Here is an 18,666-nt window from a genome sequence, read left to right as displayed (position 1 = left end):
TTCTCGAGCGACGTGGGCACCGGTTCGCGCGAGGAAAACGCGTCAAACGACGCGCTCGATCAAGGCTGGTGCTGCAGAATATTGATCAGCCGGCCGAAGGGATCGCGGACGAAGAAGCGTCGCACGCCCCACGGCTCATCCGCCGGTCCGTATTCGATCGGGATCCGGGCTGCCTTCATCCGGCGCAGGGCCTCGTCGAGGTCGTCGACCTCGATCGAGAGATCAGGCACCGGCGTGCCGGAGCCACCTTCGGAAGCGAAGCTGATTTGAACCTGCATCGTTTCGGATGAGCCGTAAGTCGCAACCCAACCGAAATCCATCAGCGGCGCGAGGCCGAGGATGTCGCGATAGAATGACCTCGCCGCCGCGATGTCGGATGCGGCAACGTTCGCGACGATGCGATTGACCTTCATGCTGAAGTCCGCGCGGCGGAACGACCGTCTGTTGATGCGACGGCCGGTGAGGGCCGTCAGGCCTGCTGGCGCGTGTCGACCTGCTGCGGCCTGACATCCGTCGGCACCGCCGGGGTGGCGCGCGAGCGGAAATAGTCGAGCACGAAAAGCCGGATCGCGGAGGACAGATTGCCTTGCTGACGGTTGCTGTCGATCTCGCCGACCAGCTCAGACAGCGTCATGTTCCGCAGACCGGAAATTTCCTTCATGCCGTTCCAGAAGGCTTCTTCGAGGCTGACGCTGGTCTTGTGACCGGCGACGACGATCGAGCGCTTGACGACGGGAGACTTCATGATGCGTCTCCACTTTCGATACGCTTCGGGTCCAGGAGGTGCTGATCGAGTTGCCGCGCATTGCGCTCGCCGAGAAATTCGTCACGCGCGCGTTCGGACTTGGTGCGACCGAATAGCGCACGATTGGCTTCGGCATGCTTCGCCGCTTGTTCGCGCTCACCGCGCTTCTTGAATCGTTTCAGGTTGACCACGTCGCCCATGCTCGTCGTCCTTATCGTCCCCAAAGCGGAATTGGTGATGCATCGTGACGAAAGCAAGAGCGATCGCGCTGCGCGCCCGGCTCGATACCCATCCCGAATCCCCGTTTGATGCTTCTGATAGCATCAAAGAATCCGTTTCGCTCTGCGAAAACTAGACGTCTGTACCATGCGCCAACGCAGAGCTGATAGGCAAACAGCCTTAGTCTTTAGGCGTTATGATCGATAATTATATCACGCGCGCTGACCGTAATTATCCGGACATTGCGCGCGCGTGGCTCAGCCTGGGTGTGTCATTTTGTCCGGCTGCACGAGGCGGTCAAATTCGTCGGCCGTTACGAATCCGAGCCGCAAAGCCTCTTCCTTCAACGTCGTTCCGTGCGCGTGCGCCGACTTCGCGACCTTGGCTGCGTTGTCGTAACCGATCTTCGGCGCGAGCGCCGTCACCAGCATCAGCGAGCGCTGCATCAGCTCGTTGATGCGCTTTTCGTCGGCGCGTATGCCGACAACGCAATGCTCAGTAAATGAGCGGACAACATCAGACAGCAACTGAATGGAATTTATCATACAATATGCCAACATGGGCTTGTACACGTTCAGCTCGAAATGGCCCTGGCTGCCGGCGACGGTGATCGTGGTCTGATTGCCGAACACCTGGCAGCAGACCATCGTCATGGCCTCGCACTGGGTCGGATTGACCTTGCCCGGCATGATCGACGAGCCCGGCTCGTTCTCGGGCAGGATCAATTCGCCGAGGCCAGAGCGCGGGCCCGAGCCGAGGAAGCGGATGTCGTTGGCGATCTTGAACAGGCCGGTCGCCACCGAATTGATCGCGCCGTGCACCAACACATAGGCGTCGTTCGAAGCCAGCGCTTCGAACTTGTTCGCAGCGCTGGTGAACGGCAGCCTGGTGAGCTCGGCGACATGCTTGGCGAAGAGGTTGGCGAATTCCGGCTTCGAGTTGAGGCCGGTGCCGACGGCGGTGCCGCCCTGCGCCAGCGGGAACAGCTCCTTCACCGCGACGCGCAGCCGCGCGACGCCGCTCTCGACCTGCGCGGCGTAGCCGGAGAATTCCTGGCCGAGCGTCAGCGGTGTCGCGTCCTGGGTGTGCGTGCGTCCGATCTTCACGATCTTGGCGAACGCCTCCTGCTTCTGGTGCAACGCCTGATGCAACTCGGTGAGGGCAGGGATCAGGTCGGCGATGATGCGGCCCGCCGCCGCGATGTGCATCGCGGTCGGAAACGAGTCGTTCGACGATTGGCTCATGTTGACGTGGTCATTCGGATGGATCGGCTGCTTGGCGCCGAGTTCGCCGCCGAGCATCTGGTTGGCGCGGTTGGCGATCACCTCGTTGACGTTCATGTTGGTCTGCGTGCCCGAGCCGGTCTGAAACACGACCAGCGGGAAATGATCGTCGAGCTTGCCTTCGATCACTTCCCTCGCGGCGCTGACGATGGCGTCGGCGCGGCGTGCATCGAGCTGGCCGAGTTCGCGATTGGTCTCGGCCGCCGCGAGCTTGACCATGGCGAGCGCGTGGATGATCGCAATCGGCATCCGGTCGTGGCCGATCTTGAAATTCTGCCGCGAGCGTTCGGTCTGCGCGCCCCAGTAGCGGTCGGCGGCAACTTCGATCGGACCGAAGCTGTCGGTCTCGCTGCGGGTAGCGGCGCTGGATGGTGTGGTCGATTGAGCCATGGATGCTCTCCGTTGCGTCATCAGCACGTGATCCGGCATGGCGCCGGGCTCTCCGCCGCGGCAACGCGAAAGCGGCCGCGCGAAGACACGTTCATGCAGAAGATAGTCCGGGATGACGATCTGTCATCCCGACCCTCGCATGCATCCTACAAGGTCGAGGAGTGATCCGTGTTTAGATTATTTCTTGCGGAAGCGATCCAGCCGCACGACCTCGGCGCCCTCGCTGGGCTTCGCCGGTTCTTGGTCGGTCTCGGCCGTCTCGGTCTCGACCGCCGCGCGGGCGGCGGGAGCGGGAACGGGAGCCGCCGGTGCCGTCGCGGGAGGAGCTTCCTCGGACAGCGCGTCCGAGACGTCGAACCGCAGGTCGAACGGTGCGGAGGGATCGAGGAAACGCGTCACCGCGGCAAACGGCACGTGGAGCCGCTCGGGAATCCCGCCGAACGACAGGCCGACCTCGAAGTGATCCTCGGTCACCACCAGATCCCAGAACTGGTGCTGCAGGATGATGGTCATCTCCTCCGGATACTGCGCGAGCAGTCGCGGCGACAGCTTCACGCCGTCGCCGTGCGAGAGGAAGGTGATGTAGAAATGGTGCTCACCCGGCAGGCCATGCTCGGCGGCGTCGGACAACACCCGGCGCAGCACCCCGCGCAGCGCATCGCGCGCCAGCACGTCATATCGGATGTGATCGGTCGCCATGGTGATCCTGTCGCTTCGAAAATAGCCGGTGAGGCTCGCCGGATGATCCGACTCGCCCGCTTTGGCCCCATGCTACCTCGCCGGGAGCCGGAAATCAGCAGGGCCGATGGCTGAAATGCGGGCGGACGCCCGATCGATGAATAAAGTGGAGGCTTCTGTTGCCAGGTGCCTCCGAACCCCGCCTAGCGGAGCTTAACCCGCTAGGACTTTAAGATGGTCTTTCAAACTGCGTTACGCAGCCTGAGCAACCGGAGCAAAGTTGTCGTTGGCAACTATTGCATTAGCCCGATAACGGCGGAACCATACCGAGAAAAAACACGCCCTTTACGCCCTCGTCGATCCTATTTCGCCCCCGCCAAAAGCCACCGAAGCACGGGCTGGATGGGTTTTGGTGGAGGCGCCGGGTACCGCCCCCGGGTCCGAATGGTTTATTGCGACGGCCATTTATTTCCATAGCCGGCGAACCGGCACCCCCAATATAGCGGCAAAGCCGTAGAAAAACAGAGCCGATTCAGGCCCTTTCGGTTGTGAAAACACACCAATTTGGCTTGGCTGGCGTCCTGACGCCGTTCTAGATTTTGGCCATGCCCCCGGAATCCCCGCCGGTAGCCGCCCCGGCGCCGGATGCCTCCGCACCGTCTCCGCCCCACCAGCCCGGGCTGCTCGAGCTGTTCCTGGCCTTTGCCAAGATGTCGCTGGCCGGCTTTGGCGGGGTCCTGGTCTGGGCCCGGCGGGCGATCGTCGAGCAGCACCGCTGGATGACGGCGGAGGAGTTCAACGAGACCTTCGCGCTGTGCCATTTCCTGCCAGGTCCGAACATAGTCAACCTGTCGGTCGTATTCGGTTCGCGCTTTCGCGGCATCGCCGGCGGGTTCGCGGCCTTCGCCGGGCTGGTCGGGCCGCCGATGGTGATCGCGACCATTCTTGCCGCGCTCTACGCCCGCTACGGCGATGTCGACGTGCTGCGCCGGACCCTTGCCGGCGTGGCCTGTGCCGCGGTCGGGCTGCTGTTCGCCGTCGTCTTCAAGATGATGCTGCCGCTGTTGAAGCGGCGTGATGTCACAGGCCTCGTCATCCTCGCCGCGGTTTTCGTCGCGATCGGACTGATCCGCTGGCCGCTGCAGATCGTGCTGCTGGTGGCGATCCCGCTCAGCCTCGCGATCACGATCCTGACCCGCCGCATGGTGAAGGCATGAATTCGGAGTCCAACCCGATCGCGGCGCTGGTCTGGACCTTCGGCCTGATGTCACTGTTTGCAGTCGGCGGGGCCAATTCGGCGATCCCCGAAATCCACCGCGCCGCCGTCGACGTGCACCACTGGTTGACCGACAAGCAGTTCGCCGACGTGTTCGCGATTTCGCAGCTCTCGCCGGGACCGAACGTACTGATCGTGACCCTGATAGGCTATTCTGTCGCAGGCGTCGCCGGGGCGTTGGCCGCGACGGTTGCGATGTGCGGACCGACCGCGCTGCTTGCCTATTATGTCAGCCGTTTCCTCGATCGCTCGCGCGGTGCGCGCTGGCCGGCGATCATTCAGGCGGCATTGGTTCCGCTGTCGATCGGCCTGATGGCTGCCTCCGGCCTGATCGTGGCGCAGACATCAGACCAAAGTTGGATCGCGGTCCTGATCACCATTGTCGCGGCCGCGCTTGCTTTTGCGACGCGGATCAATCCCTTGTGGATGTTGCTTGCCGGAGGTCTCTTGGGTTTTGCTGGCGTTGTCTGACGAAAATCGCTAGCAAGGCTTTCGGTCAACGCACCACAAGCCATTCAATCAATACGGGCGGGACAGCCCTGACGGGGGAAGCGAAGTCATGAGCGATACGCCGAGCGACGCGCCGGTCAAATCGAACTTGCCGAAATGGGTGCGCGGCCCGCAGGACTTTGTCGGCGGGCTCGCCATGATGGCGGTTGCGCTGTTTGCGTTGTGGGCCTCCAGCGATTTGCAGGGCATGCACGGATTTTCGTTCGGCGCCGGAACCGCGCCGCGGATGTTCGCCGTGCTGCTGCTGTTGCTCGGCGCCGCCGTGGCGCTGGTGGGAATTCTGAAGGACGGCCCGCAGATCGCGGCCTATTCCTGGCGCGGACCGTTGTTCGTGTCGGCGGCGATCTTGTTCTTTGCGGTCGCGATCCGTCCGCTCGGGCTCGTCGTCTCCGCCTTTGCCGCCTTCATGATCGCGGCGCTCGGCTCGCATGAGACGAGGTGGCTCGAAGCCGTTATCGTCGGTGCCTGCCTGACGCTCGGCTGCGCGCTGTTGTTTCCTTATGTGCTGGGACTTCCGATGCCGATGTTCCCGCGTTTCCTGATCCAGTGAGGGCGTGATGGAACTGTTTGCCAATCTCGCCCACGGTTTCGCAGTCGCATTCTCGCCGATCAACCTTCTGATGTGCCTGATCGGTGCGCTGGTCGGCACGCTGGTCGGCGTGCTGCCGGGCATCGGCACCATTGCTACCGTCGCGATGCTGCTGCCAATCACCTTCGGCCTGCCGCCGGTCGGCGCGCTGATCATGCTCGCCGGCATCTATTACGGTGCGCAGTACGGCGGCTCGACCACCTCAATCCTGGTCAATATCCCGGGTGAGGCGACGTCTGTCGTCACCGCGCTCGACGGCCACCAGATGGCCAAGCAGGGCCGCGCCGGTCCGGCGCTCGCGATTGCCGCGATCGGCTCGTTCTTTGCCGGCTGCGTCGCCACCGTGCTGATCGCGGTGCTCGGCGCGCCGCTGACCAAGCTCGCCCTGGCGTTCGGTCCGGCAGAGTATTTCTCGTTGATGGTGCTTGGCCTGATCTTCGCGGTGGTGCTCGCCAAAGGCTCGGTGCTGAAGGCGATCGCGATGATCGTGTTCGGCCTGTTGCTGTCGATGGTCGGCTCCGACATCGAGACCGGGGCCTCGCGCATGGCCTTCAACATCCCCGAGCTTGCCGACGGCCTCGGCTTTGCCACCGTCGCGATGGGCGTGTTCGGCTTCGCCGAGATCATCCGCAACCTCGACCATGGCGCGGAGATGGACCGCAACCTGGTGCAGCAGAAGATCACCGGCCTGATGCCGACCAGGAAGGACCTGGTGGACTCCACGCCGGCGATCCTGCGCGGCACCGTGCTCGGCTCGATCCTCGGCATCCTGCCCGGCGGCGGCGCGGTGATCGCCTCGTTCGCGGCCTATACGCTGGAGAAGAAGCTGGCGAAGGATCCGTCGCGGTTCGGCCGCGGCGCGATCGAGGGCGTGGCGTCGCCGGAAAGCGCCAACAACGCCGCGGCGCAGACCTCGTTCATCCCGTTGCTGACGCTCGGCATCCCGCCGAATGCGGTGATGGCGCTGATGGTCGGCGCGATGACCATTCACGGCATCGTGCCGGGCCCGCAGGTGATGCAGAAGCAGCCCGACCTGGTCTGGGGCATGATCGCCTCGATGTGGATCGGCAATCTCATGCTGATCATCATCAACCTGCCGCTGGTCGGCATCTGGGTCCGTCTGCTGCGTGTGCCGTACCGGCTGATGTTCCCCTCGATCGTGGTGTTCTGCGCGATCGGCATCTACTCGGTGAACAACGCACCGGTCGATGTCGTGCTCGCAGGCGTGTTTGGCCTCGTCGGCTACTGGCTGATCAAGCACGATTTCGAGCCGGCGCCGCTGCTGCTCGGCATGGTGCTCGGCCCGCTGATGGAAGAGAACCTGCGTCGTGCACTCTTGATCTCGCGCGGCGACTGGAGCGTGTTCGTCTCGCGGCCGCTGTCGGCGGTGCTGCTGGCGATCGCGGCCGGTCTGCTGGTGCTTGCCGTGCTGCCGACCTTGCGGGCGAAGCGCGACGAAGTGTTCGTGGAGTCGGAGGGCTGATCACTCCTGAGCGCCTGCGTCGGCGCGCCGCAGGCGGAAGTCGAATCGACTCGTGCTGTCGTCTCATGAAATGAAAATGCCGGCCGATTTGGCCGGCATTTTTACTTGGTCAAAACGTTCCCGGGAGGAATTGAGATGATGTCCATTCGCTCGCTTGCGAGCGCATGCCTTTCGGCATGTGTCGCGTTCGGCGCATTCGCCGTGCCGGCGTCGGCGCAAACCTATCCGACCCGCACCATCACCATGATTGTGCCGTTCGCAGCCGGTGGTCCGACCGACGTCATCTCGCGCATCGTCACCGCGCATATGGCGCAGACGCTGGGCCAGAGCATCGTCATCGAGAACGTGGTCGGCGCCGGCGGCACGACAGCGACGACGCGCGCGGCACGCGCCGCCAATGACGGCTACACGCTGATCACCGGACACATGGGCACGCACGCTGCGTCCGTGCCGCTCTATCCGAAGCTTGCCTATCATCCGGAAAAGGATTTCGAACCGGTGGCGCTGCTCGCGGGCACGCCGATCCTGATCCTGGCCCGCAAGGATTTCCCGCCGAAGGATCTGAAGGAGTTCGTCGCCTACGTGAAGGCCAATGCCGAGAAGGTCAACGCCGCCCATGCCGGCATCGGCTCGGTTTCGCACGCCTCCTGCGAGTTGTTGAACTCCATCCTCGACATCAAGCCGGTCGGCGTTCCCTTCAACGGCACCGGCCCCGCCATGAACGCGCTGGTCGCCGGCCAGGTCGACTACATGTGCGACCAGATCGTCAACGCGGTGCCGCAGATCAAGGCCGGCACCATCAAGGCCTATGCAGTCGCGACCCCCGAGCGCAATCCGTCGCTGCCCGAGGTGCCGACCACGACCGAGGCCGGCCTGCCGGCGTTCCAGGCCCAGGCCTGGAACGCGATCTTCGCGCCGAAGGGAACTTCGCCCGCCATCATCGCCACGCTGAACGCTGCCGCGAACAAGGCGCTGGACGACGAGAACGTCCGCAAGCGCCTGCTCGAGCTTGGCAGCGTGATCCCGGCGCCCGCCAACCGGACGACGGAGGCGCTCGCGACCCTCGTCAAGAATGAGATCGCGAAATGGACCCCGGTGCTCAAGCCGGCAAGTTAATCCAGCGCGATCAAGCGGATAGGCGAGGGGCGGAACGCAAGTTCCGCCTCTTGTCGTTTGCCGGGGGAGTGTTCATTTTTCAGGGTATAATCGGTGCGTTCAGCCGAATCAGCGTGTCGACCGGCGGCCCTGGCCGCTACATTCGCCGTTCTCTCGAAGCTCCGAAAAGACCACCATGAACCAGTATCACGACCTGCTCGAACGCATCCTCGCCGACGGCGCCGAGAAGCATGACCGCACCGGCACCGGCACGCTGTCGACCTTCGGCCATCAGATGCGCTTCAACCTTTCGGCCGGCTTCCCGATGCTGACCACCAAGCGGCTGCCGCTGAAGGCGATCGTGCACGAGCTGCTCTGGTTCCTCGCGGGCGACACCAACATCAAATATCTCAACGACAATGGCGTCACGATCTGGGACGAATGGGCCGACGCCAATGGCGATCTCGGCCCGGTCTATGGTTCGCAGTGGCGCTCCTGGCCCGCGCCGGATGGCCGCAGCATCGACCAGATCAGCAACGTGATCGAGATGATCAAGCGCAATCCGGACTCGCGACGCCTGATCGTCAGCGCCTGGAATCCAGCCGAAGTCGACAAGATGGCGCTGCCGCCGTGCCATTGCCTGTTCCAGTTCTATGTCGCGAACGGCAAATTGTCCTGCCAGCTCTATCAGCGCTCCGGCGACGTCTTCCTCGGCGTGCCCTTCAACATCGCCTCCTACGCGCTGCTGACCATGATGGTCGCGCAGGTGACGGGGTTGAAGCCCGGCGATTTCGTGCACTCGCTCGGCGATGCGCATCTCTACTCGAACCATCTCGAGCAGGCGCGGCTGCAACTGACACGGCCGACGCGGCCGTTGCCGACGATGGCGATCAATCCCGACGTGAAGGACATCTTCGCGTTCCGCTACGAGGATTTCAAACTCGAAGGCTACGACCCGCATCCGCACATCAAGGCCGAAGTCGCGGTCTGATGTCCCTGACGATCCGCCGCGCGCGGCCCGATGAGGCCGGACTGGTGTTCTCGCTGGTCCGCGAGCTCGCCGACTACGAAAAGCTCCTGCACGAGGTCCATGCCAGCGAGGCCGAAATCGCCGAGGCGCTGTTCGGCGAAAGCCCGCGGCTGTTTTGCGACATCGCGGAATGGAACGGCGAGCCGGCCGGCTTCGCGGTCTGGTTCGTCAATTTCTCGACCTTCGCCGGCCGCCACGGCATCTATCTCGAAGACCTCTTCGTGCGCCCGGCGCTGCGCGGCAAGGGGATCGGCAAGGCGCTGCTGGTGCATCTGGCGAAGTACTGCCTCGCCAATGGCTGGTCGCGCCTGCAATGGGCGGTGCTCGACTGGAACGCGCCGTCGATCGCATTCTACAAATCACTGGGTGCTGCGATGATGGACGACTGGACGATCTGCCGCGTTTCCGGCGAGGCGCTGTCGGCGCTCGCGCAAGGAACGCGCTGATGGAGATCGTGCTCCTCGTTGCGGTCGCCGAGAACGGCGTGATCGGAAGCGGCAACGCCATTCCGTGGCGGCTGAAATCCGATCAGCAGCGCCTCAAGGCGATGACGATGAACAAGCCCATCGTGATGGGACGCAAGACGTTCGAGTCGCTGCGCCGGCCGCTGCCGGGGCGTACCAACATCGTGGTGACGCGCGATGCGAACTACCGTGCACGCGGGGCCATCGTCACGACGTCGCTCGAAAACGCCCGCGCAATTGCGCTTGGTGACGCGCTGCGGCGTTTCGCCACTGAAATTGCAATCATCGGTGGCGCCGAGATCTACGCGCAGTGGATGGGCATCGCCGATCGTCTCGAGATTACCGAGGTCCACGCCCGGCCGGACGGCGATACACGGTTCGAAAACATCGATGCGAAGGAGTGGGAGGAGGTCGCGCGCGTGCGAAATCCGGCAGGTCCGGACGACAGCGTCGACTTCTCCTATGTGACATATCGTCGGCGCGGCCAACGTTAACCAATGTTTGCATTGACAATTATGGCCCGGCGCATAGCTCGTCCGCTCAGGAAGCTTGCGTTGTAAGGGCCTTGGCGGTCCCCTATAACCGGGCCGGACATTCGAGCCCGGGCGTCCCGTCCGGACTTGTCGAGGAGATGTTTGATGCCGTGGAAAAATCAAGGCGGGGGGCCGTGGGGCTCGGGTCCGAAAGGACCGTGGGGCACCGGTCCGCAGTCGGCCGGGCCGAGGCCGCCGGATCTTGAGGATCTGCTGCGGCGCGGCCAGGACCGGCTGCAGCAGTGGCTGCCCGGCGGGCATTTCAGCGGCATGGGCATCGCGCTGGTGCTGGTCGCTGCGCTGGCGATCTGGTTTGCGACCGGCATCTTCCGCGTCCAGTCCGAAGAGCTCGGCGTCGTCCTGCGCTTCGGCAAGTATGACCGCGATGCGCAGCCGGGCCTGCGCTATCACCTGCCATATCCGATCGAGACGGTGCTGCTGCCGAAGGCGCTGCGCGTCAACACGATCTCGATCGGCATGACCCTGATCGACGATCCCGCGCGGCGCGGCCGCTCGATGCGCGACGTGCCGGAAGAGAGCCTGATGCTGACCGGCGACGAAAACATCGTCGACGTCGATTTCACCGTGTTGTGGCGCATCAAGCAGGGCGGGGCCGGCGCCTATCTGTTCAACATCCAGAATCCCGAGGGCACCGTGAAGGCGGTTGCCGAAAGCGCGATGCGCGAGGTGATCGGCCGCTCGCAGATCCAGCCGATCCTGACCGGGGCGCGCAACGTCACCGAGCAGAACGTGCAGGAGCTGATGCAGAAGACGCTGGATTCCTACAACGCCGGCATTCAGATCACGCAGGTGCAGATGCAGAAGGTCGATCCGCCGGCGCAGGTGATCGACGCGTTCCGCGACGTGCAGGCGGCGCGCGCCGACCTCGAGCGCAAGCAGAACGAGGCGCAGACCTACGCCAACCGGATCGTGCCGGAAGCACGCGGCCGTGCCGCGCAGATCCAGCAGGCCGCCGAAGGCTACAAGGAGCAGGCGGTCGCCGAAGCCAAGGGCCAGAGCGCCCGCTTCCTGAAAGTCTATGAAGAGTACAAGAAGGCACCCGACGTGACGCGCGAGCGCATCTATCTGGAGACCATGGAACGCGTGCTCGGCGGCTCCGAGAAGCTCGTCTTCGACGGCCAGGGCCAGAACATCGTGCCCTACCTTCCGCTCAGCGAGCTGACGCCGCGGCGTCCGCCGGCGGCAGCGCCGGCCACCACCGGCCAGCAGGGAGCCACCCGATGAGGTCCCCTGTCACCGGCATTCTGGCCCTGATCGTTCTCTTCATCGCTCTCGCCGTCGGCTACAGCTCGGTGTTCACCGTGCAGCAGACCGAGCAGACCATCGTGCTGCGGTTCGGCGAGCCGGTCGACATCGTCACCGACCCCGGCCTGCACTTCAAGGCGCCGTGGAATTCGGTGATCAACGTCGACAAGCGCATCCTCGATCTGGAGAACCCGTCGCAGGAAGTGATCGCCTCCGACCAGAAGCGGCTCGTGGTCGATGCGTTCGCGCGCTATCGCATCAAGAATGCGCTGCGCTATTACACCAGCGTCGGCTCGATCCAGGCGGCCAATCTGCAGCTGACCACGCTGCTCAACGCAGCGCTGCGCCGCGTGCTCGGCGAGGTCAACTTCATCACGGTGGTGCGTGACGAGCGCGAGAAGCTGATGTCGCGGATTCGCGAACAGCTCGACAAGGAAGCCGACGGCTACGGCATCGAGGTCGTCGACGTCCGGATCCGCCGCGCCGACCTGCCGGAGCAGAACAGCCAGGCGGTCTACGACCGGATGAAGACCGAGCGTCAGCGCGAGGCGGCTGAGTTCCGTGCCCAGGGCGACCAGAAGGCGCAGGAAATCCGCTCCAGGGCCGATCGCGAAGCGACCGTGATCGTCGCCGAGGCGAACTCGGCTGCGGATCAGACCCGCGGTGCGGGCGATGCCGAGCGCAACCGCCTGTTCGCCGAGGCCTATGGCAAGGACAAGGACTTCTTCGCGTTCTATCGCTCGATGACGGCCTATGAGAACGGCCTCAAGTCCAGCGACACGCGTTTCCTGTTGCGGCCGGACTCGGAATTCTTCAAATACTTCGGCAGTGCCAGCGGCAAGCCGGCTGAGGCGGCGGCTGCGCCGAAACAGTAAATTCACGACAGAACGGCGGCGCGGACAACGCGCCGCCGTCACTTAAAGAACAACAATCATCGAGCGGGAGGTTGCCATCCGATGAGGTCAATAGCGTTCGGCGACTTCCTCATCGGTCTGGGAATCCTGTTCGTGCTCGAAGGCATCCTGTTCGCGGCAAGCCCCGCCTGGATGCGCCGGGCAATGAAGAGCGCGCTGGCGACGCCCGACAACATCCTGCGCATCGTCGGCATCGGCTCTGCGGTCGCGGGACTGATCCTGATCTGGGTGGTGCGGCGCTGAGCGTTGCCTGTTCCATCGCGCAGATCGCGCCGTAATGAACATAATCGTGAGCCTCACGCGGCCGGTTTTTCGCCGAAATGCCCGGCTGAGATGCTTGCGCCAAATGCCCGTTCGGGCGCACTCTGCGACCTCGGGCGCATACCTGCGACCTCGGGCGCAAGCTGCGACCACGGGCGCACACTGCGACCAGCTAATTTGAACCCGTTTGCCTGGAGAAACTCCGACATGATCGCTGCCAGACCAGCCCTGAGCCGTCGCCTCCGCATGATGGGAGCTGCGATCTCGATCGGTGCTGCGAGCATGCTGAGCTCTGCGCCGGCGTTCGCGCGCGGTCCCGAGGGCATCGCCGACATCGCCGAGAAGGTGATCGACGCCGTCGTCAACATCTCGACCTCGCAGACGATCGAGGCGAACAAGGGCGGCGGCGCCATGCCGCAGCTGCCGCCGGGCTCGCCGTTCGAGGAATTCTTCGACGATTTCTTCAAGAACCGCCGCGGACCGGGCGGCAAGGGCGGCGAGAAGGGCGGCGAGTTCCAGCCACGCAAGACCAACTCGCTCGGCTCGGGCTTCATCGTCGACACCGCGGGTATCGTCGTCACCAACAACCACGTCATCGCCGACGCCGATGAGATCAACGTCATTCTCAACGACGGCACCAAGATCAAGGCCGAGGTGGTCGGCGTCGACAAGAAGACCGATCTCGCGGTCCTGAAGTTCAAGCCGCCGAAGCCGCTCACCGCGGTCAAGTTCGGCGACAGCGACAAGATCCGCCTCGGCGACTGGGTGGTCGCGATCGGCAACCCGTTCAGCCTCGGCGGCACGGTGACCGCGGGCATCGTCTCGGCCAAGAACCGCGACATCAGCCAGGGTCCGTATGACAGCTACATCCAGACCGACGCCGCCATCAATCGCGGCAATTCGGGTGGTCCGCTTTTCAACCTCGATGGCGAGGTGATCGGCGTCAACACGCTGATCATCTCCCCGACCGGCGGCTCGATCGGCCTCGGCTTCGCGGTGCCGTCGAAGACAGTCGCCGGTGTCGTCGACCAGTTGCAGAAGTTCGGCGAGCTGCGTCGCGGCTGGCTCGGCGTGCGCATCCAGCAGGTCACCGACGAGATCGCCGACAGCCTCAACATCAAGCCGGCGCGCGGCGCGCTGGTTGCCGGCGTCGACGACAAGGGCCCGGCCAAGCCGGCCGGCATCGAGCCCGGCGACGTCGTCGTCAAGTTCGACGGCAAGGACGTCAAGGACCCCAAGGATCTGTCCCGCATCGTGGCCGATACCGCGGTCGGCAAGGAAGTCGACGTCGTCATCATCCGCAAGGGCAATGAGGAGACCCGCAAGGTCACGCTCGGCCGGCTCGAGGACAACGACAAGGTTCAGCAGGCCAACGCCAAGCCCAAGGACGACACCGCCGAGAAGCCGGTGACCCAGAAGGCGCTCGGGCTCGACCTCGCGGCGCTCAGCAAGGACCTGCGCACCAAGTACAAGATCAAGGACAGCGTGAAGGGTGTCGTCGTCACCGGCGTCGACAACGCCTCTGATGCCGCCGAGAAGCGGCTGTCGGCCGGCGACGTCATCGTCGAGGTCGCGCAGGAGGCGGTGTCCAGCGCCGCCGACATCAAGAAGCGCGTCGACCAGCTCAAGAAGGACGGCAAGAAGTCCGTGCTGCTGCTGGTCTCCAACGGCGACGGCGAACTGCGCTTCGTGGCGCTCGGCGTGCAGTAGGGCGCGGTGGCGCCTCGCTCATAAACTGTCATCCCCCGCGAAAGCGGGGGATGCCGCCGTGTTGCTTGACGTCTTGAATTGCGAACCATCCTCATCGTCGTCCCTGCGAACGCAGGGACCCATAACCACAGATGGTCATTGTTGCGCGATCGTCGAACGACGAGTCCTCGTGACCACATTCGCCACGGAGTATGGGTCCCCGCTTTCGCGGGGACGACAAGCGAGTTATCCCTCGACGAACTCATCCCGCCGATAGCCCTGCGCATACAGCAGTGCGGTGAGATCGCCGTGGTCGATCCGGACCGCGGCAGCGGCCGCGACCGCCGGCTTGGCGTGATAGGCAAACCCGAGGCCGGCGGCCTGGATCATGCCGAGATCATTGGCGCCGTCGCCCACCACCAGCGTGTCGATATCGTCCAAATCGAAGGATTCGGTGAGCTCGATCAGGGTGGCGAGCTTGGTGGCGCGGCCGAGGATCGGCTCGATCACTTCGCCGGTCAGCTTGCCGTTCTCGATCTGCAGCTGGTTGGCGCGGTTCTCCTGGAAGCCGACCTTCTCCGCGACCACCTTGGTGAACAGCGTGAAGCCTCCGGAGATCAGACAGGTGTAGGCGCCCTGCGCGCGCATGGTCATGACCAGCTCGCGGCCGCCCGGCGTCAACGTGATGCGCTTGTCGAGCACCTCGTCGACCACGCTGACCGGCAGGCCCTTGAGCAGCGCCACCCGCTCGCGCAGCGCGGACTCGAACTCGATTTCGCCGCGCATCGCGCGCTCGGTAATCGCGGCGACGTGAGCTTTCAGCCCGGCAAAATCGGCGAGCTCGTCGATGCATTCCTGCCCGATCATGGTGGAATCCATGTCGGCCAGAAAAAGCTTCTTGCGTCGGCCGATCCGAGGTTGCACGACAATGTCGATCGGCAGGTCGCCGCGGGCCTGGCGCAGCTGCAGCTCGATCGCCTTGATGTCGTCCCGGCTGGGGTTCTCACGCTCGAACGGAATGTCGACGGCGACCTCGTTGAACAGCCACTGCGCCGGGCCGGGCGAGGGCAGCACGGCCCGTGCCCCGTCGACGACGGTGGAGTCGAGCGCGGGGCTTGCAGGATTGCAGATCAGCGTGGCAACGAGGGACATGCAGGCGCATTCGGGATTGTTGGACAAGGCAGTGCTTATCGCAGGGCCGACCGCCAGCGGCAAGTCGGCCCTGGCGCTCGCGCTGGCGCAGCGCACCGGCGGGGTCGTGATCAACACCGACTCGATGCAGGTCTATCGCGATCTCCGGATTATCACGGCGCGGCCGACCGTGAGCGAGGAGGCCCTGGTTCCGCACCGACTCTACGGCCATGTCGACGCCGGCGTGAATTTTTCCGCCGGCGCCTGGGTCGCCGATGCGGCCAAGGTGCTCGGCGAGGCCCGTGAGCAGGGACGGCTGCCGATCTTCATCGGCGGCTCGGGCCTCTATTTTAAGGCGCTGACGCGCGGTCTGTCGGCGGTGCCGCCGATCCCCCCTGATGTGCGCGACGCCGTCCGCGCAAGGCTCGAGCAGCACGGCGTCGAGGCACTGCATGCCGAGCTTGCGGCGCGCGATCCGGTGTCGGCCGAACGGCTGAAGCCGCGCGATCGCACCCGCGTCGCGCGCGCGCTCGAGGTCGTCGAGGCCACCGGCCGCCCGCTGCCGGACTGGCATCGCGACGCCCTGCCGCCGCTGCTACCCCAAAGCGAATTCCATGCGTTGTTTCTCGCGCCTGACCGGGAGAGCCTTTATGCGCGGATCGACGCCCGGTTCGGCGCGATGCTCGAGGCCGGCGCGCTCGAGGAGGTCGCCGCGCTCGCGGCGCGCCGGCTCGATCCGTTGCTGCCGGCGATGAAGGCCCATGGCGTGCCGGCGCTGATCCGGCATCTGAAAGGGGAGATCAGCCTCGGCGAGGCCGCCGAGACCGGCCGGGCCGACACCCGCCACTACGCCAAGCGCCAGTTCACCTGGTTTCGCCACCAGCTTCCGGAATTCGAATGGGTGGCGCCGGAGGCGGCGACGGAGTGGCTGGAGCGCCGGATTCCGTAGCCAGGATCGAGCGCAGCGATGCCCTTGCCGCCGTACGCCCGTCAGCCATGCGCGTTGCGCCGCGCAGAAACACTCGCCGAACGGCAGGAACCCCGTTACAGTTCAAAAATCGCGAAAGTGCTTGCCTTGCCTTGACATTCAGGCTTTGGCCGCTATGTTCGCGCAACCTTTGGGAAGACTGGGTCACCTCGTGCGCAACATTATTATCAAACTCCTTATCGCCGTCGTACCCAGGCACACCGCCGGGGATGGCTAGCGGCCATCCAAATTCGGGCGGTGTGCATGGGGCCTCTGGGGCCCCTTTTTATTGCCCGAAACCGAACTGACGAGAACCGACAAAAGCCGCGCAAAAACAAGCGCATCCGGAGCGAACCATGACCGACAAGAGCCACGATCCCAATCAGATGACCGGCGCCGCGATGATCGTGCGCGCGCTCATCGATCACGGCGTGCAGCATGTCTTCGGCTATCCCGGCGGTGCGGTGCTTCCGATCTATGACGAGATTTTCCAGCAGAGCGAAGTCGAGCACATCCTGGTCCGCCACGAGCAGGGCGCCGGCCATGCCGCGGAAGGCTATGCCCGCTCGACCGGCAAGCCCGGCGTGGTGCTGGTGACCTCGGGCCCGGGCGCCACCAACATGGTGACGCCGCTGACCGACGCGCTGATGGATTCGATCCCGCTGGTCTGCATCACCGGCCAGGTGCCGACCCATCTGATCGGCAACGACGCCTTCCAGGAATGCGACACCGTCGGCATCACGCGGCCCGCCACCAAGCACAACTGGCTGGTCCGCGACGTCAACGACCTCGCCAGGGTGCTGCACGAAGCCTTCTATGTCGCGACCACCGGCCGACCCGGTCCGGTGCTGGTCGACGTGCCGAAGGACGTGCAGTTCGCGACCGGCACCTATCATCCGCCGCGCAAGTCGGACGTTCACATCTCCTACACGCCGCGGGTCAAGGGCGATGCGACCCAGATCCGCAAGGCGGTGGCGATGCTCGCCAATGCCAAACGCCCCGTGATCTATTCCGGCGGCGGCGTGATCAATTCCGGTCCGGAGGCCTCCAAGCTGCTGCGCCAGCTGGTGGAGGCGACCGGCTTCCCGATCACCTCGACCCTGATGGGTCTGGGCGCCTATCCGGCGTCCGGGCCGAACTGGCTCGGCATGCTGGGCATGCACGGCACCTATGAGGCCAACATGACGATGCATGATTGCGACGTCATGCTGTGCGTCGGCGCGCGCTTCGACGATCGCATCACCGGCCGCGTCGATGCGTTCTCGCCGGGCTCGAAGAAGATCCACATCGACATCGACCCGTCCTCGATCAACAAGAACATCCGCGTCGACGTGCCGATCATCGGCGACGCCGGCAACGTGCTCGGCGACCTCTTGCAGGTGTTCAAGGCGGAAGCCAAGAAGCCCGACATCAAGGCGTGGTGGCAGCAGATCGCGCAATGGCGCGCGCGCAACTCGCTGTCCTACCGCAAGAACAACGATATCATCCTGCCGCAATACGCGATCCAGCGCCTGTTCGAGCTGACCCGCGGCAAGGACACCTACATCACGACCGAAGTCGGTCAGCACCAGATGTGGGCCGCGCAGTTCTTCGGCTTCGAGGAACCGCACCGCTGGATGACATCGGGCGGTCTCGGCACCATGGGCTACGGCCTGCCGGCCGCGGTCGGCGTGCAGGTCGCGCATCCGGACAGCCTGGTGATCGACATCGCCGGCGATGCTTCGGTGCAGATGACGATCCAGGAGATGTCGACGGCGGTCCAGTTCGAGCTGCCGATCAAGATCTTCATCCTGAACAACCAGTACATGGGCATGGTGCGGCAGTGGCAGCAGCTGCTGCACGGCAACCGCCTGTCGCATTCGTACTCCGAGGCGCTGCCGGACTTCGTCAAGCTCGCCGCCGCCTATGGCTGCGTCGGCTTGCAGGCGACCAAGCCGTCCGATCTCGACGGCGCGATCAAGGAGATGATCGCGATCAAGCGCCCGGTGCTGTTCGACTGCCGCGTCGCCGCGCTCGAAAACTGCTTCCCGATGATCCCGTCGGGCAAGGCGCACAACGAGATGCTGCTTCCGGAAGAAGCCACCGACGAGGCCACCGCGAAGGCCTTCTCCGGCGGCAAGGCGCTGGTGTGAGGTGAGGGTAG

General features: G+C 64.5%; 20 protein-coding genes and 1 other RNA gene. 14 read left to right on the top strand and 7 right to left on the bottom strand.

Annotated features, from left to right (window positions below):
- Nucleotides 1-59: 59 nt before the first annotated feature.
- The 6 genes from CK489_RS37250 to ssrA form a co-directional block, all read right to left on the bottom strand.
- On the bottom strand, nucleotides 60-413 hold the full coding sequence (locus CK489_RS37250; RefSeq protein ID WP_050628403.1) for a VOC family protein: 354 nt from the start codon (nucleotides 411-413) through the stop codon (nucleotides 60-62).
- 56 nt (nucleotides 414-469) lie between these two features.
- On the bottom strand, nucleotides 470-745 hold the full coding sequence (locus CK489_RS37245; protein ID WP_021077181.1) for a ribbon-helix-helix domain-containing protein: 276 nt from the start codon (nucleotides 743-745) through the stop codon (nucleotides 470-472).
- A complete protein-coding gene (locus CK489_RS37240) occupies nucleotides 742-945 on the bottom strand; it encodes a DUF4169 family protein (protein WP_050628404.1) in 204 nt (67 codons plus the stop codon). Before CK489_RS37240 ends, CK489_RS37245 begins: the two co-directional genes overlap by 4 nt.
- A gap of 276 nt (nucleotides 946-1,221) precedes the next feature.
- Entirely contained in the window at nucleotides 1,222-2,637 is a 1,416-nt protein-coding gene (gene fumC, locus CK489_RS37235) for a class II fumarate hydratase (RefSeq protein WP_245350692.1), read from the bottom strand.
- 177 nt (nucleotides 2,638-2,814) lie between these two features.
- Nucleotides 2,815-3,336, bottom strand: a complete 522-nt coding sequence (locus CK489_RS37230; RefSeq protein ID WP_050628406.1) for an SspB family protein — start codon at nucleotides 3,334-3,336, stop codon at nucleotides 2,815-2,817.
- A 144-nt stretch (nucleotides 3,337-3,480) separates the two neighbouring features.
- Nucleotides 3,481-3,843, bottom strand: a transfer-messenger RNA (tmRNA) gene (gene ssrA, locus CK489_RS37225).
- A 77-nt stretch (nucleotides 3,844-3,920) separates the two neighbouring features.
- Here ssrA and CK489_RS37220 point away from each other — a divergent pair.
- The 12 genes from CK489_RS37220 to CK489_RS37165 all read left to right on the top strand — a co-directional run bounded on the left by CK489_RS37220 (nucleotide 3,921) and on the right by CK489_RS37165 (nucleotide 14,446).
- Nucleotides 3,921-4,532, top strand: coding sequence for a chromate transporter (locus CK489_RS37220; RefSeq protein ID WP_050628407.1), 612 nt, complete (start codon nucleotides 3,921-3,923; stop codon nucleotides 4,530-4,532).
- Nucleotides 4,529-5,062: a chromate transporter gene (locus tag CK489_RS37215; RefSeq protein WP_095735829.1), complete on the top strand. Its 534-nt coding sequence runs from the start codon at nucleotides 4,529-4,531 to the stop codon at nucleotides 5,060-5,062. The genes CK489_RS37220 and CK489_RS37215 overlap by 4 nt, the downstream gene beginning before the upstream one ends.
- 88 nt (nucleotides 5,063-5,150) lie before the next feature.
- A complete protein-coding gene (locus CK489_RS37210) occupies nucleotides 5,151-5,651 on the top strand; it encodes a tripartite tricarboxylate transporter TctB family protein (RefSeq protein WP_050628409.1) in 501 nt (166 codons plus the stop codon).
- 7 nt (nucleotides 5,652-5,658) lie between these two features.
- Nucleotides 5,659-7,173 carry a tripartite tricarboxylate transporter permease gene (locus tag CK489_RS37205; protein WP_050628410.1) on the top strand — a complete coding sequence of 505 codons (1,515 nt, stop codon included), beginning with the start codon at nucleotides 5,659-5,661 and terminating at the stop codon, nucleotides 7,171-7,173.
- 135 nt (nucleotides 7,174-7,308) lie between these two features.
- Nucleotides 7,309-8,289, top strand: a complete 981-nt coding sequence (locus tag CK489_RS37200) for a tripartite tricarboxylate transporter substrate binding protein BugD (RefSeq protein ID WP_095735828.1) — start codon at nucleotides 7,309-7,311, stop codon at nucleotides 8,287-8,289.
- A 175-nt stretch (nucleotides 8,290-8,464) separates the two neighbouring features.
- Complete coding sequence (locus tag CK489_RS37195; RefSeq protein ID WP_095735827.1) at nucleotides 8,465-9,259, top strand: thymidylate synthase; 795 nt, start codon at nucleotides 8,465-8,467, stop codon at nucleotides 9,257-9,259.
- Nucleotides 9,259-9,744, top strand: coding sequence for a GNAT family N-acetyltransferase (locus tag CK489_RS37190; RefSeq protein WP_095735826.1), 486 nt, complete (start codon nucleotides 9,259-9,261; stop codon nucleotides 9,742-9,744). Before CK489_RS37195 ends, CK489_RS37190 begins: the two co-directional genes overlap by 1 nt.
- Nucleotides 9,744-10,256, top strand: a complete 513-nt coding sequence (locus CK489_RS37185) for a dihydrofolate reductase (protein WP_050628414.1) — start codon at nucleotides 9,744-9,746, stop codon at nucleotides 10,254-10,256. Before CK489_RS37190 ends, CK489_RS37185 begins: the two co-directional genes overlap by 1 nt.
- A 144-nt stretch (nucleotides 10,257-10,400) precedes the next feature.
- On the top strand, nucleotides 10,401-11,540 hold the full coding sequence (hflK, locus tag CK489_RS37180) for an FtsH protease activity modulator HflK (RefSeq protein WP_095735825.1): 1,140 nt from the start codon (nucleotides 10,401-10,403) through the stop codon (nucleotides 11,538-11,540).
- Nucleotides 11,537-12,436 carry a protease modulator HflC gene (hflC, locus tag CK489_RS37175; RefSeq protein ID WP_095735824.1) on the top strand — a complete coding sequence of 300 codons (900 nt, stop codon included), beginning with the start codon at nucleotides 11,537-11,539 and terminating at the stop codon, nucleotides 12,434-12,436. The genes hflK and hflC overlap by 4 nt, the downstream gene beginning before the upstream one ends.
- 81 nt (nucleotides 12,437-12,517) lie before the next feature.
- Entirely contained in the window at nucleotides 12,518-12,718 is a 201-nt protein-coding gene (locus CK489_RS37170) for a DUF2065 domain-containing protein (RefSeq protein WP_050628416.1), read from the top strand.
- 225 nt (nucleotides 12,719-12,943) lie between these two features.
- Nucleotides 12,944-14,446 carry a Do family serine endopeptidase gene (locus tag CK489_RS37165; protein WP_050628417.1) on the top strand — a complete coding sequence of 501 codons (1,503 nt, stop codon included), beginning with the start codon at nucleotides 12,944-12,946 and terminating at the stop codon, nucleotides 14,444-14,446.
- Nucleotides 14,447-14,671: 225 nt separating this feature from the next.
- Here CK489_RS37165 and serB read toward each other — a convergent pair whose 3' ends face one another.
- Nucleotides 14,672-15,577, bottom strand: coding sequence for a phosphoserine phosphatase SerB (serB, locus tag CK489_RS37160; protein WP_095735823.1), 906 nt, complete (start codon nucleotides 15,575-15,577; stop codon nucleotides 14,672-14,674).
- Between serB and miaA the strand changes: the two genes are divergently transcribed.
- On the top strand, nucleotides 15,576-16,505 hold the full coding sequence (gene miaA / locus CK489_RS37155; protein ID WP_095735822.1) for a tRNA (adenosine(37)-N6)-dimethylallyltransferase MiaA: 930 nt from the start codon (nucleotides 15,576-15,578) through the stop codon (nucleotides 16,503-16,505). The two genes, serB and miaA, sit on opposite strands and share 2 nt — an antisense overlap.
- Nucleotides 16,506-16,879: 374 nt before the next feature.
- Complete coding sequence (locus CK489_RS37150; RefSeq protein ID WP_095735821.1) at nucleotides 16,880-18,655, top strand: acetolactate synthase 3 large subunit; 1,776 nt, start codon at nucleotides 16,880-16,882, stop codon at nucleotides 18,653-18,655.
- The last annotated feature ends 11 nt before the right edge of the window (nucleotides 18,656-18,666 follow it).

It is taken from the genome of Bradyrhizobium sp. UFLA03-84 (assembly GCF_002289535.1).
Lineage (GTDB): Bacteria > Pseudomonadota > Alphaproteobacteria > Rhizobiales > Xanthobacteraceae > Bradyrhizobium > Bradyrhizobium viridifuturi.
This window is presented reverse-complemented; position numbering and strand designations above follow the sequence as displayed.

What these genes read in the sequence shown, in the direction of transcription:
- CK489_RS37250 (WP_050628403.1), bottom strand. Translation starts at nt 413, where the DNA reads ATGAAGGTCAATCGCATCGTCGCGAACGTTGCCGCATCCGACATCGCG.
- CK489_RS37245 (WP_021077181.1), bottom strand. Translation starts at nt 745, where the DNA reads ATGAAGTCTCCCGTCGTCAAGCGCTCGATCGTCGTCGCCGGTCACAAG.
- CK489_RS37240 (WP_050628404.1), bottom strand. Translation starts at nt 945, where the DNA reads ATGGGCGACGTGGTCAACCTGAAACGATTCAAGAAGCGCGGTGAGCGC.
- fumC (WP_245350692.1), bottom strand. Translation starts at nt 2,637, where the DNA reads ATGGCTCAATCGACCACACCATCCAGCGCCGCTACCCGCAGCGAGACC.
- CK489_RS37230 (WP_050628406.1), bottom strand. Translation starts at nt 3,336, where the DNA reads ATGGCGACCGATCACATCCGATATGACGTGCTGGCGCGCGATGCGCTG.
- CK489_RS37220 (WP_050628407.1), top strand. Translation starts at nt 3,921, where the DNA reads ATGCCCCCGGAATCCCCGCCGGTAGCCGCCCCGGCGCCGGATGCCTCC.
- CK489_RS37215 (WP_095735829.1), top strand. Translation starts at nt 4,529, where the DNA reads ATGAATTCGGAGTCCAACCCGATCGCGGCGCTGGTCTGGACCTTCGGC.
- CK489_RS37210 (WP_050628409.1), top strand. Translation starts at nt 5,151, where the DNA reads ATGAGCGATACGCCGAGCGACGCGCCGGTCAAATCGAACTTGCCGAAA.
- CK489_RS37205 (WP_050628410.1), top strand. Translation starts at nt 5,659, where the DNA reads ATGGAACTGTTTGCCAATCTCGCCCACGGTTTCGCAGTCGCATTCTCG.
- CK489_RS37200 (WP_095735828.1), top strand. Translation starts at nt 7,309, where the DNA reads ATGATGTCCATTCGCTCGCTTGCGAGCGCATGCCTTTCGGCATGTGTC.
- CK489_RS37195 (WP_095735827.1), top strand. Translation starts at nt 8,465, where the DNA reads ATGAACCAGTATCACGACCTGCTCGAACGCATCCTCGCCGACGGCGCC.
- CK489_RS37190 (WP_095735826.1), top strand. Translation starts at nt 9,259, where the DNA reads ATGTCCCTGACGATCCGCCGCGCGCGGCCCGATGAGGCCGGACTGGTG.
- CK489_RS37185 (WP_050628414.1), top strand. Translation starts at nt 9,744, where the DNA reads ATGGAGATCGTGCTCCTCGTTGCGGTCGCCGAGAACGGCGTGATCGGA.
- hflK (WP_095735825.1), top strand. Translation starts at nt 10,401, where the DNA reads ATGCCGTGGAAAAATCAAGGCGGGGGGCCGTGGGGCTCGGGTCCGAAA.
- hflC (WP_095735824.1), top strand. Translation starts at nt 11,537, where the DNA reads ATGAGGTCCCCTGTCACCGGCATTCTGGCCCTGATCGTTCTCTTCATC.
- CK489_RS37170 (WP_050628416.1), top strand. Translation starts at nt 12,518, where the DNA reads ATGAGGTCAATAGCGTTCGGCGACTTCCTCATCGGTCTGGGAATCCTG.
- CK489_RS37165 (WP_050628417.1), top strand. Translation starts at nt 12,944, where the DNA reads ATGATCGCTGCCAGACCAGCCCTGAGCCGTCGCCTCCGCATGATGGGA.
- miaA (WP_095735822.1), top strand. Translation starts at nt 15,576, where the DNA reads ATGCAGGCGCATTCGGGATTGTTGGACAAGGCAGTGCTTATCGCAGGG.
- serB (WP_095735823.1), bottom strand. Translation starts at nt 15,577, where the DNA reads ATGTCCCTCGTTGCCACGCTGATCTGCAATCCTGCAAGCCCCGCGCTC.
- CK489_RS37150 (WP_095735821.1), top strand. Translation starts at nt 16,880, where the DNA reads ATGACCGACAAGAGCCACGATCCCAATCAGATGACCGGCGCCGCGATG.